Source organism: Aeromonas sp. 62-46, from assembly GCF_001898585.1.
GTDB classification, from domain to species: domain Bacteria; phylum Pseudomonadota; class Gammaproteobacteria; order Enterobacterales; family Aeromonadaceae; genus Aeromonas; species Aeromonas caviae.
On the sequence record NZ_MKUI01000058.1, the window covers coordinates 206,814 to 221,738 of the forward strand.

Genomic DNA, 14,925 nt, shown 5'->3' on the forward strand with positions numbered 1-14,925 from the left:
TAAAGCCAACAAATAAATAAAAGGCAGTCATAAATACACGAAAATGCTGATCGAGTCTCAAAAACCCACATTTTGTTATGGCGATGTAACATTGCAAACAAGCGGGATGTCCAATTGACCTTGCCCGAAAATCCCATTAGTTTGGAGATTCGCCACCTCAGGCGGACGGAACCACAAGAGCCAATCGCAATTTATGCAGTCTGTTGATGACAGTGCGATGGAAGGCCGAGCAAGGGAGAAATGCAATGTCACTATATGATCCAAAGCTGGAGAGGGATAACTGTGGCTTCGGCCTGTTGGCCCACATGGAAGGGGAAGCCAGCCACAAGCTTGTCCGTCTCGCGATGTCAGCCTTGGCTCGCATGCAGCACCGCGGCGGTATCTCCGCCGATGGCAAGACCGGCGACGGCTGCGGCCTGTTGCTGCAAAAACCCGACAGCTTCTTTAGAGCGGTCGCCGAAGAGAAGGGATGGCACCTGGGCCGCAACTACGCGGTCGGCATGCTGTTCCTCAACCCCGATCCCATCCTGGCACAGGCCACTCGCGACATCATCGACGAGGAGCTGGAAAGAGAGACCCTGAGTCTGGTCGGCTGGCGCAAGGTGCCCATCGATACCAACGTACTCGGTTCCATCGCCAAGGCGTCCCTGCCCAGTATTGAACAGGTCTTTGTCAACGCGCCCCCGGGCTGGGTCGACAAGGATCTCGAGCGCCGCCTCTATATCGTGCGCCGCCGCATCGAGAAGCGCATCAGCGACGACTACTTCTATGTGGTCAGCCTCTCCAACCTGGTCACCGTCTACAAGGGACTGTGCATGCCGGTGGATTTGCCGCGCTTCTATCTGGATCTGGCCGACATCCGCATGCAGGCCGCCATCTGCGTGTTCCACCAGCGTTTCTCCACCAACACCAGCCCGCGCTGGCCGCTGGCGCAGCCGTTCCGCTACCTCGCCCACAACGGCGAGATCAACACCATTGCCGGCAACCGCCAGTGGGCCAAGGCGCGCAGCTACAAGTTCGCCACTCCGCTGATCCCGGATCTGCAAGAGGCCGCCCCCTTTGTCAACACCACGGGGTCGGACTCCTCCAGCCTCGACAACATGCTGGATCTCTTCCTGGCCGGCGGCATGGACCTGTTCCGTGCCATGCGCCTGCTGATCCCGCCTGCGTGGCAGAAGCACCCGAACATGGATGACGACCTGCGCGCCTTCTACGACTTCAACTCCATGCACATGGAGCCCTGGGACGGCCCGGCCGGCATCGTCATGACCGACGGTCGCTACGCCACCTGCGCACTCGACAGAAACGGTCTGCGTCCGGCACGTTACGTCATCACCAAGGACAAGTTCATCACGCTGGCCTCCGAAGTGGGCACCTGGGACTACACCCCGGACGAAGTGCTGGAGAAGGGCCGTGTCGGCCCGGGGGAGCTGTTCGTGGTCGATACCAGCAACGGCAAGATCTGGACCAGCTTCGAAATTGATGACGATCTCAAGAGCCGTCACACCTACAAGCAGTGGATGGACAAGCACTGCAAGCGCCTGGTGCCCTTCGAGCAGATGGACGATGCCAGCACGGGATCGCGGGAATTCCCGGATGACCGGCTCAAGACTTACCAGAAGCTGTTCGGCTACTCCTTTGAAGAGCTGGATCAGGTGATCCGCGTGCTCGGCGAGAATGGCCAGGAGGCGGTGGGCTCCATGGGGGATGACACCCCGATGGCGGTGCTCTCCTCCAGCCAGCGAACCCTGTACGACTACTTCCGCCAGATGTTCGCCCAGGTGACCAACCCGCCCATCGATCCCCTGCGGGAAAATCACGTCATGTCCCTGGCCACCTGTATCGGCCGCGAACAGAACGTGTTCAACGAGACCTTCGGTCACGCCCACCGGGTGCTGTTCCAGTCGCCGATCCTGCTCTACTCCGACTTCCACCAGTTGCTGGCCCTGGAAGGGGAGCACTACCGCCATGCGGTGCTGAGCCTCAACTACCAGCCCGAAGAGGGGCTGCAGGCTGCCCTTGAGCGTCTCTGCCACGAGGCAGCTGAAGCGGCCCGCAGCGGCGCCGTGCTGCTGGTACTGTCAGACCGGGACATCAGCCCGGATACCCTGCCCATCCCGGCCGCCATGGCGGTGGGTGCGGTGCAGCGTACCCTGGTGGACAACAACCTGCGCTGCGACGCCAATATCCTGGTGGAGACCGCGAGCGTGCGCGACCCGCACCACTTCGCCGTGCTGCTGGGCTTTGGCGCCACCGCCATCTACCCCTATCTCGCCTACGAGACCCTCGCCAAGCAGGTAGAAGAGGGCGTGCTCAAGATGAGCCTGCGCCAGGCCATGCTCAACTACCGCAACGGCATCAACAAGGGCCTCTACAAGGTGATGTCCAAGATGGGCATCAGCACGGTGGCAAGCTACCGCTGCTCCCAGCTGTTCGAAGCCGTCGGCCTCTCCAGGGCCGTGGTCGAACTCTGCTTCCGCGGCGTATCGAGCCGTATCCAGGGTGCCGACTTTGCCGACATCCAGCAGGATCAGAGCAATCTGTCCCGTCTGGCCTGGCTCGGCCGCAAGCCGCTGACCCAGGGCGGCCTCTTGAAATTCGTCCACGGTGGCGAGTACCACACCTACAACCCGGACGTGGTGCAGACCCTGCAAGTGGCGGTGCGCTCCGGCAACTATGCCGATTACAAGGAGTATGCCCGTCTGGTGAACGAGCGGCCGGTCGCCACCCTGCGGGATCTGCTGTCGCTCAAACAGGGCACCACCCCGGTTGCGCTGGATCAGGTGGAGCCAGCCGCCAGGCTGTTCCCCCGCTTCGACTCCGCGGCCATGTCCATCGGCGCCCTCGGCCCTGAAGCCCACGAGGCCCTGGCCATCGCCATGAACCGCCTCGGCGGTCAGAGCAACTCCGGCGAAGGCGGTGAAGATCCCAAGCGTTTTGGTACCGAGAAGAACTCTCGCATCAAACAGGTGGCTTCCGGTCGCTTTGGCGTCACCCCGCACTACCTGATGAACGCGGACGTGGTGCAGATAAAAGTCGCCCAGGGCGCCAAGCCCGGCGAAGGGGGCCAGCTGCCCGGTGACAAGGTCACCGCGCAAATCGCCCAGCTGCGCTACTCCGTGCCCGGCGTGACCCTGATCTCCCCGCCGCCGCACCACGACATCTACTCCATCGAGGATCTGGCCCAGCTCATCTTCGACATCAAGCAGATCAACCCGAACTGCCTGGTGTCGGTGAAACTGGTGTCCGAACCTGGCGTCGGCACCATCGCCTGTGGCGTGGCCAAGGCCTATGCGGACTTCATTACCGTCTCCGGCTACGACGGCGGCACCGGCGCAAGCCCGCTCACCTCTGTCAAATACGCCGGCTCTCCCTGGGAGCTGGGCCTGGCCGAAACCCAGCAGGCGCTGGTGGCCAACGGCCTGCGCCACAAGGTGCGTCTGCAGGTGGATGGCGGCCTCAAAACCGGTCTCGACATCATCAAGGCGGCCATCCTCGGCGCCGAGAGCTTTGGCTTCGGTACCGGCCCCATGGTGGCGCTCGGTTGCAAATACCTGCGTATCTGCCACCTGAACAACTGCGCCACCGGCGTCGCCACCCAGGATGAGAAGCTGCGCCGCGAACACTTCACCGGCCTGCCGGAGATGGTGATGAACTACTTCAAGTTCATCGCCGAGGAGACGCGCGAGCTGATGGCCGAGCTTGGCGTCACCCAGCTCACCGACCTCATCGGTCGTACCGACCTGCTGGAAGCCCTGCCCGGCCTCACCGCCCGTCAGGCCAAGCTGGACTTGTCCGGCATCCTGGCGGCCCCGGTTGCACCGGCAGGCTCCAGTCTGTTCAGCCAGCAGCACAACCCCACCTTCGACAAGGGGCCCTTGAACCTCAAGATGGTGGAAGACCTGCTGGACGCGGTGGAAAACATGAGTGGCGGCGAGTTCCGCTACGACATCCGCAACACCGACCGCTCCGTGGGTGCGCGTCTGTCCGGCGAAATCGTCAAGCGCCACGGCAACCAGGGCATGGCGGCCGATCCGGTCAAGGTGCACTTCAACGGCACCGCCGGCCAGAGCTTCGGCGTCTGGAACGCCGGTGGCCTTGAGATGATCCTCACCGGGGATGCCAACGACTACGTGGGCAAGGGGATGACCGGCGGCAAGCTGGTGATCAAACCCCACGTCGGCGTGGCGTTCAAATCCCACGAGGCGGCCATCATCGGCAACACCTGCCTCTATGGCGCCACCGGCGGCAAGCTCTATGCCGCAGGGACCGCCGGCGAGCGGTTCGCGGTGCGCAACTCAGGGGCCTTGGCGGTGGTCGAGGGGATTGGCGACAACGGCTGTGAATACATGACAGGCGGCATCGTCACCGTGCTCGGCAAGACCGGTGTCAACTTCGCGGCGGGCATGACAGGCGGTTTTGCCTACGTGCTCGACGAGTGCGGCAACTTTGCCAAGCGCACCAACCCCGAGCTGGTCGAACTGCTGGAGGTGGCGGATCTGGCCATCCATCAGGAGCACCTGCGCGGTATCATCACGGCGCACCTCAACGAGACAGGCAGCTCGCGTGCCGAGGAGATCCTGGCCAACTTCGACTCCTATGTGCCCAAGTTCAGGCTGATCAAACCCAAGTCCAGCGACGTCAAATCGCTGCTTGGCCACACCAGCCGTTCCAGTGCAGAACTCAGAATCCAGGCGCAATAAGGAGGGAACCCTATGAGCCAGAACGTATTCCAGTTTATCGATGTCCAGCGGGTCGACCCGCCCAAGAAGCCGCTCAAGATCCGCAAGATCCAGTTCGTGGAGATCTACGAGCCCTTCAACCAGGCCCAGGTCGGCATGCAGGCAGATCGCTGCCTCGACTGCGGCAACCCCTATTGCGAGTGGAAGTGCCCGGTACACAACTACATCCCCAACTGGCTGAAGCTTGCCAACGAGGGACGCATTCTGGAGGCGGTGGAGCTCTCCCACCAGACCAACAGCCTGCCGGAGGTATGTGGCCGCGTTTGCCCGCAAGACAGACTGTGTGAGGGTGCCTGCACCCTCAACGACAGATTCGGCGCCGTGACCATCGGCAACATCGAAAAGTACATCACCGACAAGGCCTTCGAGATGGGCTGGCGCCCGGATCTCTCCAAGGTGGTCAAGACCGACAAGCGGGTCGCCGTCATTGGCGCGGGCCCAGCGGGCCTTGCCTGTGCCGACGTGCTGGCACGCAATGGCGTCACCCCTGTGGTGTTCGACAAGTACCCGGAGATAGGTGGTCTGCTCACCTTCGGTATCCCCTCCTTCAAGCTGGAGAAAGAGGTGATGCAGCGCCGCCGCGAGATCTTCGAGGGGATGGGGGTGGAGTTTCGTCTCGAGACCGAAGTGGGCCGTGACGTCACCTTCGCCGATCTGCTCGGCGAGTTCGATGCGGTCTTCCTCGGGGTCGGCACCTACAAGTACATGAAGGGCGGCTTTGCCAACGAAGAGGCGCCGGGGGTCTACGACGCCCTGCCCTACCTCATCTCCAACGCCAACCGGCTGCTGGGCTTTGAGAAGGCGCAAGCCGATTACATCGACTTCGCCGGCAAGCAGGTAGTGGTGCTGGGGGGCGGCGACACCGCCATGGACTGCGTGCGCACCGCCATCCGCCAGGGGGCCGATCGGGTGATCTGCGCCTACCGCCGGGATGCCGAGAACATGCCGGGCTCCAAGCGGGAGGTGAAAAACGCCCAGGAGGAAGGGGTGGAATTCATGTTCAACCTCCAGCCCATCGGCGTGGAGCTGGACGCCCACGGCCGCACCTGCGGCATCAAGGTGGTGAGCACAGAGCTCGGCGCCCCCGATGCCAATGGCCGCCGCAATCCTGTGGTCATTGAAGGCTCCGAGCAGGTGCTGGCTGCCGATGCGGTGGTGATGGCGTTCGGCTTCCAGCCCAACCCCCAGCCCTGGATGGCAGAGCACGGCGTCGAGCTCGACGGCCGGGATCGCATCAAGGCGCCCGAGAAGGCCGAGTACGCCTTCCAGACCAGCAACCCCAAGGTGTTCGCCGGTGGTGACGCGGTGCGCGGCTCGGATCTGGTGGTGACCGCCATCTACGAGGGTCGCAAGGCGGCCGAAGGGATCATGGACTACCTGGCCGTGTGATCTGCCGTCGCAACCACGCTGTCATGCAAACAGCCCCGCTCGTGCGGGGCTGTTTTTTTATCTCGCTCTCAATCCGCCAGAACCGGCTAGATACTCCAGCTCTCCGGCAGCCGTTCGGTGAGGGTGGAGATGTATTCGAAGGTACGCGCCCGCTTGGGGGTGGTGAACATCTGGCGCGCACTGCCCGCCTCCACCACCTCCCCGGCCTCCAGGAAGATCACCTGCTGCGCAATCTGGGCTGCAAGGCGCAAGTCATGGGTGGCGATCAGCATGGTGGTCCCCTCACTGGCCAGTTGGCGCAGCACGGCCACCACCTCCTGGGCAAGCTCGGGATCCAGCGCCGAGGTGGGCTCGTCACAGAGCAACACCTTGGGGGATGGCGCCAGCGCCCGGGCAATGGCGACCCGCTGCTGCTGACCGCCGGAGAGGGTGGCAGGCACCGCCTCGGCCTTGTGCCTGAGCCCCACCTTGTCGAGCAGTTGCAGGGCGCGCGCCACTGCCCTCTCCCTGGGCCACTTCAACACGGTCACCAACCCTTCCATCACGTTCTCCAGCACCGTCATGTGCGGGAACAGCTGGAAATTCTGGAACACCATGCCGGTCTGCTGGCGCAGGGCCAGCACGCTTTGCCGTGACAGATGCCGGGTAAAGTCGAGCTCGCTGCCCCCCAGCACCAGCTGGCCTGCATCGGGTCGCTCCAGCAGGTTCACACAGCGCAGCAGTGTACTCTTGCCGCTGCCGGAGGGACCGATCAGGGCGGTGACGCTGCCCGCGGCCATCGCCAGCCCCACCCCTTTCAACACGCGCTGCCCCGCAAACTGTTTCTCGATGCCACTCAAGCGGATCATAGGGCGACCTCCCGGGTCTCTTTGTGAGCCAGTCGCTGCTCCAGCCTGTCTTGCAGGGTGGAGAGCACCGAGCTGAACATCAGGTAGATGAGGGCCGTCTCGATATAGAGAATGAGCGGCTCATAGGTGACGGAGGCGAGGCGCTGGGCCGCCTGAAACAGCTCGGGCACGGTCACCGCCGCCGCCAGCGACGTGTCTTTGACCAGGGAGATGAAGGTGTTGGAGAGCGGTGGCACCGCGATGCGCGCCGCCTGCGGCAGGATCACCCGCCACATGACCTGGGGCCAGTTCATGCCGATGGAGTAGGCCGCCTCCCACTGCCCCTTGGGGATGGCCGCCAGGGTGGCACGAATGATCTCCGAGCTGTAGGCACCGATGTTGAGGGTGAAACCGATGACGGCGGCGGTGAAGGCGTCCAGCACGATGCCGGCGCTCGGCAGACCGTAAAAGATCAGAAACAGCTGCACCAGCAGGGGCGTGCCCCGAATAAGCCAGACATAGAAGCGGACCAGTATCACCAGCGGAGCCGGACCATATAATCTGGCCAGCGCCACCGACAAGCCGAGCACGATTCCCAGCACGAAGGTAATCAGAGTGAGTGGCACGGTAAAAATAAGCCCCGCACTGAGCAGGGGCCAAAAAGAGTCGATCATTAACTGCAACCAGGCCGGCACGTTAATATCCTCAGTTGTTATTATGTTGCCACGATATTATTGCGAGACGTCGGTGCCGAAATATTTCTGCGATATTTTCTGATATGCGCCATCCTGCTTGGCATTGCGCAGCGCCTGATTGATCGCAGCCAGCAACTCGGGTTGCCCCTTGGCGAGCAGGGCGGCAGATTGATCCCCCTTGGCCTCGCTGGCCGCCACCTTCAATTTGGCGTCCGGCTTCTGTTTCTTGAAGTCGAGGAAGGAGAGGCTGTCGTTGATGGTGGCATCCACCCGCCCGGTCAGCACCAGTTCGAGTGACTGGTTGAATCCCTCGGTGGCCACCACCTCGGCGCCCGATGATTTCGCCAGCTGGGCGAAGTTGCTGGTCAGGGACTGGGAGGATTTCTTGCCCTTCAGATCGGCAAAACTCTTGATGCTTTGGTTGTCGCTGTGCACCACGATCACCGCCTTGGAGGTGATGTAGGGATCTGAAAAATCATATTTTTTCAGCCGTTCAGGGGTGATGGCCACTTCATTGAGCACCAGGTCGTAGCGCTTGGCGTCCACCCCGGCGATGAGCCCGTCCCACTTGCCCTCGACGAACTGCGGCTTCACGCCCAGACCGCTTGCAATCAGCTCGCCTATCTCCACGTCAAAGCCCACCAGCTTGCCGCTCTTGTCGTGGTAGGTGAAGGGAGGATAGGTCCCTTCGGTGCCGATCTTGATCACTCCGGCCCGCTGGATCTCGGCCAGGCTTGACTGTGCCTGTACCGATGTCATGAGTGCCAGCGGAAGTGCCGCCATTAAAAACAGGGAGTGCCGTTTTTTCATTATTCACCTCGTTATATTTATGAACATCCAGAGCGCTTGCCAACCACCACAAAATAAAACCAGCCGATTATCATGTTTAATTTAAATTAATTATCGGCAGAGATAACCTTCATAGTGCTTGCTGGCGGTATGGATGAAACATAACGTGGCTCATGGCATGACCCAACCATGAAATACGGGGATATTTAGCGAAATAATGGATAACGAATAAATAATGGCCGGGCTAGCCGAGGAATTGCCCCGCTGGCGGCGCTCCGTCAGCGGAAACCATATCAGGCGGGTTGCAGCTCCCGCGGGATGGCAGTGGCCCAATCACGACATAACGTATCAATCGGGCCAAAATTCAGTCTGATGGCAAATGGGATTGCCACGCACCACGTGGAAGGTAAAGGCGCGATGGCGCGCGCCTTGACGTCACCGTCAGTGATCACCCCTTCGGTCACCACCTCCCGCCCTGCTCCGGCAGGCGGACGATGTCGACATTCCAGGGCCCGGCCGCCGGGTAGCGCCGATGGATCTCGACGAAGCTGACCCACCCCTCGCTCCGCTCCCCCAACGTTGGCCAGTCACAGAGGAAGTCATCGCTCAGCCACCTGGGGGCCCTGACGAAACCGCTGTTCTGCATGGCCTGCCAGTAGGCCTCCACAACTGCTTTTGGTTCCATGGTCTTGTTTTCCATGCCTTTCCCCTACAACCGCACCACCAGCCACTCCCCCTTGCCCACCGGCACCAGGGAAGTCAGGAAATCGGGGTCACGCCGCACCTGTGCCATCCACTCCCTCATCTCGTCCTCATGGGAGATGGCATTGTCCACCACCAGCAGGCCACGAGGGGCAAGCAGGCGCTGGATCTCGGGCCACCAGGCCTGGTAGTGGCGGCGCTCGGAGTCGAGGAAGATGAGCTGATAGCCCGCCGTCGGCAGGCAGGGCAACAGGCTGCCGGCCTCCCCCGCCAACTGCTCAATCCAGGGAGTGAGCCCGGCCCGCTCAAAGTTGGTCGCCGCCATGGTCCGTTTGCCCTCGTCCAGCTCGATGGTGGTGACCCGGCCCCCCAGCCGTTTCACTGCCTCGGCCAGCCAGAGGGTGGAGTAACCGTTGGAGGTGCCGATCTCCAGCACAGCCTGCGCCCCCCTCGTCTGCACCAGCACCGCCAGCAGTTCGCCGGTGTCGCGGGTAATGTTGAGCATCTTGCTGCCACGGGAGTGTTGCGCGCCGTCATTCTGCTCGCCAAAGCGCTCCAGCTCCCGTTTCAGTTGTTCCAGTGCCATGTCTCCTCCTTGACGGTGTAAACGAGTCGGCCCGGTGCATGGCATGGCTGGACCGCCCCTCATGTTCATCATTTTGCTATCGACCCACTCGGTGGCCCATCCCCTGCGTCATCCGGATAAAGACAACACCCTGGCTCACCATGTGATCACGCTGGTGCACTGCTGCTGGCGGGAAAGCCAATCGTCACGCGGTGGGCTGCTGGATACCAAGGGCAAGCCGCAGATCGCCTAGGGGGCCACCCGGGTAAAGTCGACGGCGGGGCAGCTGGGCGCCACGCCCTTGGTCAGCGTCAGGGGCTGGGCACGATAGCTGAGCCGGTAGCGGCCCGGTTGGGACAGATCGTAGGCCTGCGCCAGATCCGCATCGGCCTGGCTCTGCTCCCCCGCCCCCAGCTGCAGGAAGTCACCGTCCCCGGGGGTACCTCGCTTGGCAAGCGGCCCTCGATAGTCCAGCGGCAGCCCATCGCGGGTCAGGTCGATGGCATCGGCAAACCACCCCTCGAAGGGGGTGAACCAGGTCAATACCTCGAGGGGCGTCTCCCCCCGGTTGGTCAGGGTCATCACCAGGGGCAGGGGTTCGTTCACCCCGCTCTCTGCGCTGACCGACAGCTCGCACTGCAAGGGCGCCAGTGCCAGGGTGGTGAGCAAGAGTGTCATCATGGTGCCTCCGTCAAAAAAGGGGCCATCCGGCCCCTGTTTGCAACTCAATTTTCGCTCGGGGTATTCTCGGCGAAATACTCGTGGTTGTCGGCATTGTTCAGGGCCTTCTGGGGATCCGTGCTCGCCAGATTGCGCGCATTGGCCTGACCGTATCCCAGATCGTCGGTGCCCGCCACCACGTTGAAGTGGCTCAGCTCGTGGACAATGGTGCCGGCGCGGGAATCGGTCCCGGTGACCGGCGCAGTCCAGAAGCTCTTGCACAGATAGACCTTGTAGGGCTGGTCCGGATAGACATAGGCAAAGTAGCTCTGCTTGCAACCGCAGTCGAAGGTGAGCGGCTTGTTGTCGATGGCATCCTTGATCTTGCTGAAGTTGGTCTCGGCCTGGTTCCAGCGGGTGGCGTCATAGGCACCAAACCAGCTGCGGTAGCGCTGTCCATTCGGCTTGTCCACCGCGAGGTAGCTGCTGGAGTTGTTGGCGATGCCACTTGCGGCATCGAGCGCCGCCAGGATGTCGCTCTTCTGGGTGTTGGTGCAACGGCCGCTGAAGCTGACCGAGGCGCTCACCGCCTGGGGCTCGGCCACCGCCGCCTTGGCCAGCACCCGATCGTCGCTCACCCCGTCCACCCAGAGGGTCACGGCATTGGACTCGCTCGCCTGGGCCTGTTTGGCCTTGGCCGCTTTCCCCTCCTGCGCCACGGTCGGCAGCAGGTAACGGATGCTGTACTGGCCCTGGGCGCTCATGTCGTAGAGACCGGAGACCTCCGCCTGCACTGTCAGGCTCTGGCCCGCCTTGAGCAGTTGGTAGTCCTTGTCACTCGGGGCGGCCCGCTTGATCAGGGCCCCTTCGTAATCCACCGGCTGGCCGTCACGCTCCACCTGGAACAGGGGAGCATCCTCGCTGCCCGGCAGTTGCCATTTGAGCAGACGAACCGGCTTCTCCCCGGTGTTGGTCAGGGTCAGGTTGACGCGCACATCGTCTGTGCTGCCCTCCACCAGGGTGAGCCGGGCATCGAGTCCGGCGGCGCAGAGCGGGGACGCCAGCACGCCGGCCAGCAACAGGGCAATTGGAGTCGCTTTCATCATGTTTCCTCATTCATTGAGTGTCGCCTTGTCAGGCGGTCTGCTTCCTTTAAGGCCCTCTTTGGGGCCCATCCACCCTAGAGCAGAAGCACCACCCCACCATCCCTCCATATGGGGGACGCCCCCCATCAGAGGGGGAGCCTCTTGGCTGCGACAAAGATTGCCCGCCCGGCCCTGGGCGTGCAGGCAACCCCGTGTGGCGTATTTGCCATAAAAAAACCCGGCGCAGGGCCGGGTGACGGGATGAGAAGGCGGGTCAGGAGGCCAGCAGCGCCAGGGCCGGCTGCGCGTTGCCCGGCATCAGCCGATAGGCCTTGTGGTGCTTGACCAGGGTGGTTTTCTTGTTGCCCTGGCTCAGCAGCAGGCCCCGGACAAATGCCGCCTCGGCCAGTATCTGCTCGTCCCCGCGCACATAGAGGGTGAGGGGCTTGACCAGCTCACCCCCCTCGATATGGCCCTGATACTCGCTGGCCGAGATGATCAGGCTGGATTGCCCCTGGCTCAGCAGCCGCTGCCGGGTGTTCAGTTCGCTGTCGGTGAACACCAGCCAGCCCGCCCCCTCCAGCGCCAAAAGCAGATCGGCCAGGCGCGCCCCCAGCTGTACCGGCTCATGCATGGCACGCTCATACTGGCGCTGCACCCGCTCAAGCAGCCCCTTGAGATCGGCCCCCGCCCCCAGCGTCCGCCCCAGTTGCACCCAGGTCTTGAGATCCTCCATCACCAGCCGGGAGAAGCGTTTCTCCTTGAGAGAATCCGCCATCCAGGTACAGAGAAAGTGGCTCTCCTGGGCGGGGGTGCGTTTGCCCGTCTTCTGGGCGGCGGTGCGCTCCAGCTCCGCCAGGCTCTGGCGGGCCATCTCGAGCAGGGCCTGATTGTAAGCAGGAAGGGTCATCTCGGATCCTCTGAAACGGGGCGGCCAGGGGCCGCGTCATCGACAGCACAAAGGCGCCAGTGGCGCCTTTGGAGAGTAAACGCCCCTCCCCGACCGGGAGGGTGCGACGTTGCCTTATTTCGGCTGACGGGGCTTCTTGGCCGCCGCCAGACGCTTGAGGCGCTGACCTTGCAGTTTCGCCTCGGCCATGGCCTGGGCGGCGGCATTGTCTTCACGCTGCGGGCGCTTGCCGAAGCGGCGGCGCTCCTGCAACTGCTTGATGAGGTCGTCACGGCTGCTCACCTCGTAACCCGGCACCATGATGCGGCGGATCTTCTGGCCGATGAGGGCTTCGATCTCCAGCAGGGTGCGCTCCTCCTCGCGACTGACGAAGGAGATGGCCATGCCGCTCTTGCCAGCGCGACCGGTTCGGCCGATACGGTGCACGTAATCTTCCGCGAGGAACGGCAGATCATAGTTGACCACGTATTCCAGGCTCGGAATGTCCAGGCCGCGGGCGGCCACCTCGGTGGCCACCAGCACCCGCAGCTTGCCTTCGGTGAATTCACGCAAGGCACGGCGACGGCTCCCCTGGGCCTTGTCACCGTGCACCACGGCAGACTTGATGCCGTCGAGGTTGAGCTCCTCCACCAGTTCATCGCAGCTCTCGCGGGTGCTGGCAAACACCAGCACCTGCTGCCAGTTCTGCTTGCCGATAAGCTCGGAGAGCAGCTCTCGCTTGCGCTTCTGTTCCACCGGATAAACGGTGTGGCTCACGGTGTCGGCAGTGGAGTTCTGCTTGTCGACGGCCACCACCTGGGGTTTGTCCAGCATGAGGTTGGCCAGCTTTTTTACCGCCTCGGAGAAGGTGGCGGAGAAGAGCAGGTTCTGGCGGGTCTTGTTGACCGCCTGCAGGATCTGCTGCACATCGGCGCTAAAGCCCATGTCGAGGATGCGATCCGCCTCGTCCAGCACCAGAGTCTCGACCCCGGAGAGGCTCAGGTTGCAGGCGGTGAGGTGCTCGAGCAGACGGCCAGGGGTGGCCACTATGATGTGTGCGCCCGCTTTGAGCTTCTTGGCCTGCACATCCTCTTTGCCGCCACCCACGATGGTGAGGGTAGTGATATCAAGATACTTGGCAAAATCGTTGATATTGCTCGCCACCTGGGCTGCCAGCTCGCGGGTCGGGGTCAGGATCAGCACGCGGGCATTGGAAGGCTGCACCGGCGCCGGGTTGTCTACCAGGCGTTGCAGGATGGGCAACGCAAAGGCGGCTGTCTTGCCGGTACCGGTCTGGGCACTGGCCAGCACATCGCGGCCACGGCGAATGGCCGGGATGGCCTGGCTCTGCACAGGGGTCATCTCCTGATAACCGCAATCTGAGATGGCGCGCAAAATCTCGGGGGCAAAATCGAACGATTCAAATCTCATGTTGGGTTCCTGTGTTCCAGCGGAGCTGTAGTTGGCGTGGGTGGCCTGGGCCGGCGTGTGGCCTGGCATCGGCGAGGCGTGGAGCCAAGGACGGCTGGGTCTGACATCAGATCAGAAGATGAGCCGGAAAATGGCGGGCGCGAAGTGTAACAGATAGGCGACAGGAATGCCGCCTCAAATGGCCTGTATTTTTCCGGGGGCTGCGCCCTCCAGACGCGGCAGCAGGCGCAGCCCGGGCAGTGAGATCAGCGCACCCGCTTGCTCGGACGCTTGAGCAGCCGCATGCCGATGGCCGCCACCGCGATGACGAACAGCCCGAAAGAGGTGACGAGCAGGCACTTGGTCAGCAGCTCCTGATGATGGGCAAAGACCGGGGTCGCCATCACCATCTTGCCCACCATGCTCAGTACCAGGGACCAGAGGAAGGCGCTGGCAAAACTCGCCACGGCCACCCGCAGCAGGTGCAGGCGGGAGACTCCCATCAACATGGGGGTCAACACTCTCACAAAGGGGATGAAACGGGACACGAACATGGCCCAGAAGCCGTAACGATCCAGCAGTCGGGAGGCCCTGGGCAGGCTCCCTTCCGGGATCATTCGCTCCACATGGCCCATGAAACGGGTGCCATGCAGTGCCTGCCCCTGCCAGTAGGCGAGCACGCTCCCTATCCCGGCCGCGAGCGGCAGATAGAGCAAGGTCACCTCGGGCCCCAGCACCCCCATGCCCACCAGACCGCCCGCCAGCAGCACCAGGCTGTCACCGGGCAGGGGCAGAAAGACGAAGCTCGATTCAAGGAAGAGGATCACCACCAGACAGGTGACGAGCAGACCGATTGCCTGCATTTGTATAAGCTGATCAAAATCCTGATGCCATATGGCAAGCAGCATGTCCTGCATCTGGTGTGACTCCCATCAACGTAATGCGCATTCGTCATGATGACCCGAAGGCCCCGTCTGGTAATCCATCCCTGCTACCACCCCAATGTTCGTATGGGAGGCCTCTTATACACCCGGGGAACTGAACAATAAATTAATGTCTGTGATTTCTGCCCAGCGGTTCACCCTTCTCGCGGCCCCCTGCCCCCGCCAAAGCGAGGGCAGCTTGGCCCATCAGGCCAATGCGCACACCCCAAAACAGGACGGGTCGGCCCT

At 62.6% G+C, this 14,925-nt stretch carries 13 protein-coding genes; 3 read left to right on the forward strand and 10 right to left on the reverse strand.

What is annotated here, in order from left to right:
• The first annotated feature begins 245 nt into the window (after positions 1–245).
• Positions 246–4,703 carry a glutamate synthase large subunit gene (gene gltB / locus BGO64_RS18730; protein WP_286701172.1) on the forward strand — a complete coding sequence of 1,486 codons (4,458 nt, stop codon included), beginning with the start codon at positions 246–248 and terminating at the stop codon, positions 4,701–4,703.
• 12 nt (positions 4,704–4,715) lie between these two features.
• Entirely contained in the window at positions 4,716–6,131 is a 1,416-nt protein-coding gene (locus tag BGO64_RS18735; protein WP_103242941.1) for a glutamate synthase small subunit GltD family protein, read from the forward strand.
• A gap of 86 nt (positions 6,132–6,217) precedes the next feature.
• Here the strand turns inward: BGO64_RS18735 and BGO64_RS18740 are convergent, their stop codons facing one another.
• From BGO64_RS18740 to BGO64_RS18760, 5 genes are all read right to left on the reverse strand, one after another.
• Positions 6,218–6,979: an amino acid ABC transporter ATP-binding protein gene (locus BGO64_RS18740; RefSeq protein WP_010675170.1), complete on the reverse strand. Its 762-nt coding sequence runs from the start codon at positions 6,977–6,979 to the stop codon at positions 6,218–6,220.
• Positions 6,976–7,632, reverse strand: coding sequence for an amino acid ABC transporter permease (locus tag BGO64_RS18745; RefSeq protein ID WP_201935501.1), 657 nt, complete (start codon positions 7,630–7,632; stop codon positions 6,976–6,978). Before BGO64_RS18745 ends, BGO64_RS18740 begins: the two co-directional genes overlap by 4 nt.
• Positions 7,633–7,689: 57 nt before the next feature.
• Positions 7,690–8,463 (reverse strand): amino acid ABC transporter substrate-binding protein, encoded by a 774-nt coding sequence (locus BGO64_RS18750; protein WP_042879441.1) that lies wholly within the window; start codon positions 8,461–8,463, stop codon positions 7,690–7,692.
• Positions 8,464–8,902: 439 nt separating this feature from the next.
• Complete coding sequence (locus BGO64_RS18755; protein ID WP_286701173.1) at positions 8,903–9,127, reverse strand: hypothetical protein; 225 nt, start codon at positions 9,125–9,127, stop codon at positions 8,903–8,905.
• A 24-nt stretch (positions 9,128–9,151) separates the two neighbouring features.
• Complete coding sequence (locus BGO64_RS18760; protein ID WP_010675174.1) at positions 9,152–9,730, reverse strand: O-methyltransferase; 579 nt, start codon at positions 9,728–9,730, stop codon at positions 9,152–9,154.
• Between the two features lie 61 nt (positions 9,731–9,791).
• Between BGO64_RS18760 and BGO64_RS18765 the strand changes: the two genes are divergently transcribed.
• Positions 9,792–9,962 carry a hypothetical protein gene (locus tag BGO64_RS18765; protein WP_286701174.1) on the forward strand — a complete coding sequence of 57 codons (171 nt, stop codon included), beginning with the start codon at positions 9,792–9,794 and terminating at the stop codon, positions 9,960–9,962.
• Here BGO64_RS18765 and BGO64_RS18770 read toward each other — a convergent pair.
• The 5 genes from BGO64_RS18770 to BGO64_RS18790 form a co-directional block, all read right to left on the reverse strand.
• A complete protein-coding gene (locus BGO64_RS18770; RefSeq protein WP_286701175.1) occupies positions 9,959–10,390 on the reverse strand; it encodes a protease in 432 nt (143 codons plus the stop codon). The two genes, BGO64_RS18765 and BGO64_RS18770, sit on opposite strands and share 4 nt — an antisense overlap.
• Positions 10,391–10,434: 44 nt before the next feature.
• Entirely contained in the window at positions 10,435–11,475 is a 1,041-nt protein-coding gene (locus BGO64_RS18775; RefSeq protein WP_029314738.1) for a M35 family metalloendopeptidase, read from the reverse strand.
• Between the two features lie 253 nt (positions 11,476–11,728).
• Positions 11,729–12,364: a DUF2913 family protein gene (locus BGO64_RS18780; RefSeq protein WP_286701176.1), complete on the reverse strand. Its 636-nt coding sequence runs from the start codon at positions 12,362–12,364 to the stop codon at positions 11,729–11,731.
• A gap of 114 nt (positions 12,365–12,478) precedes the next feature.
• Positions 12,479–13,774, reverse strand: a complete 1,296-nt coding sequence (locus BGO64_RS18785) for a DEAD/DEAH box helicase (RefSeq protein ID WP_286701177.1) — start codon at positions 13,772–13,774, stop codon at positions 12,479–12,481.
• A gap of 245 nt (positions 13,775–14,019) precedes the next feature.
• Complete coding sequence (locus tag BGO64_RS18790) at positions 14,020–14,670, reverse strand: DedA family protein (protein ID WP_010675180.1); 651 nt, start codon at positions 14,668–14,670, stop codon at positions 14,020–14,022.
• Positions 14,671–14,925: the final 255 nt, after the last annotated feature.

Bases quoted from the DNA above. Each gene is read 5' to 3' on its own strand.
- gltB (WP_286701172.1), top strand. From the start codon at position 246: ATGTCACTATATGATCCAAAGCTGGAGAGGGATAACTGTGGCTTCGGC.
- BGO64_RS18735 (WP_103242941.1), top strand. From the start codon at position 4,716: ATGAGCCAGAACGTATTCCAGTTTATCGATGTCCAGCGGGTCGACCCG.
- BGO64_RS18740 (WP_010675170.1), bottom strand. From the start codon at position 6,979: ATGATCCGCTTGAGTGGCATCGAGAAACAGTTTGCGGGGCAGCGCGTG.
- BGO64_RS18745 (WP_201935501.1), bottom strand. From the start codon at position 7,632: ATGATCGACTCTTTTTGGCCCCTGCTCAGTGCGGGGCTTATTTTTACC.
- BGO64_RS18750 (WP_042879441.1), bottom strand. From the start codon at position 8,463: ATGAAAAAACGGCACTCCCTGTTTTTAATGGCGGCACTTCCGCTGGCA.
- BGO64_RS18755 (WP_286701173.1), bottom strand. From the start codon at position 9,127: ATGGAACCAAAAGCAGTTGTGGAGGCCTACTGGCAGGCCATGCAGAAC.
- BGO64_RS18760 (WP_010675174.1), bottom strand. From the start codon at position 9,730: ATGGCACTGGAACAACTGAAACGGGAGCTGGAGCGCTTTGGCGAGCAG.
- BGO64_RS18765 (WP_286701174.1), top strand. From the start codon at position 9,792: ATGTTCATCATTTTGCTATCGACCCACTCGGTGGCCCATCCCCTGCGT.
- BGO64_RS18770 (WP_286701175.1), bottom strand. From the start codon at position 10,390: ATGATGACACTCTTGCTCACCACCCTGGCACTGGCGCCCTTGCAGTGC.
- BGO64_RS18775 (WP_029314738.1), bottom strand. From the start codon at position 11,475: ATGATGAAAGCGACTCCAATTGCCCTGTTGCTGGCCGGCGTGCTGGCG.
- BGO64_RS18780 (WP_286701176.1), bottom strand. From the start codon at position 12,364: ATGACCCTTCCTGCTTACAATCAGGCCCTGCTCGAGATGGCCCGCCAG.
- BGO64_RS18785 (WP_286701177.1), bottom strand. From the start codon at position 13,774: ATGAGATTTGAATCGTTCGATTTTGCCCCCGAGATTTTGCGCGCCATC.
- BGO64_RS18790 (WP_010675180.1), bottom strand. From the start codon at position 14,670: ATGCAGGACATGCTGCTTGCCATATGGCATCAGGATTTTGATCAGCTT.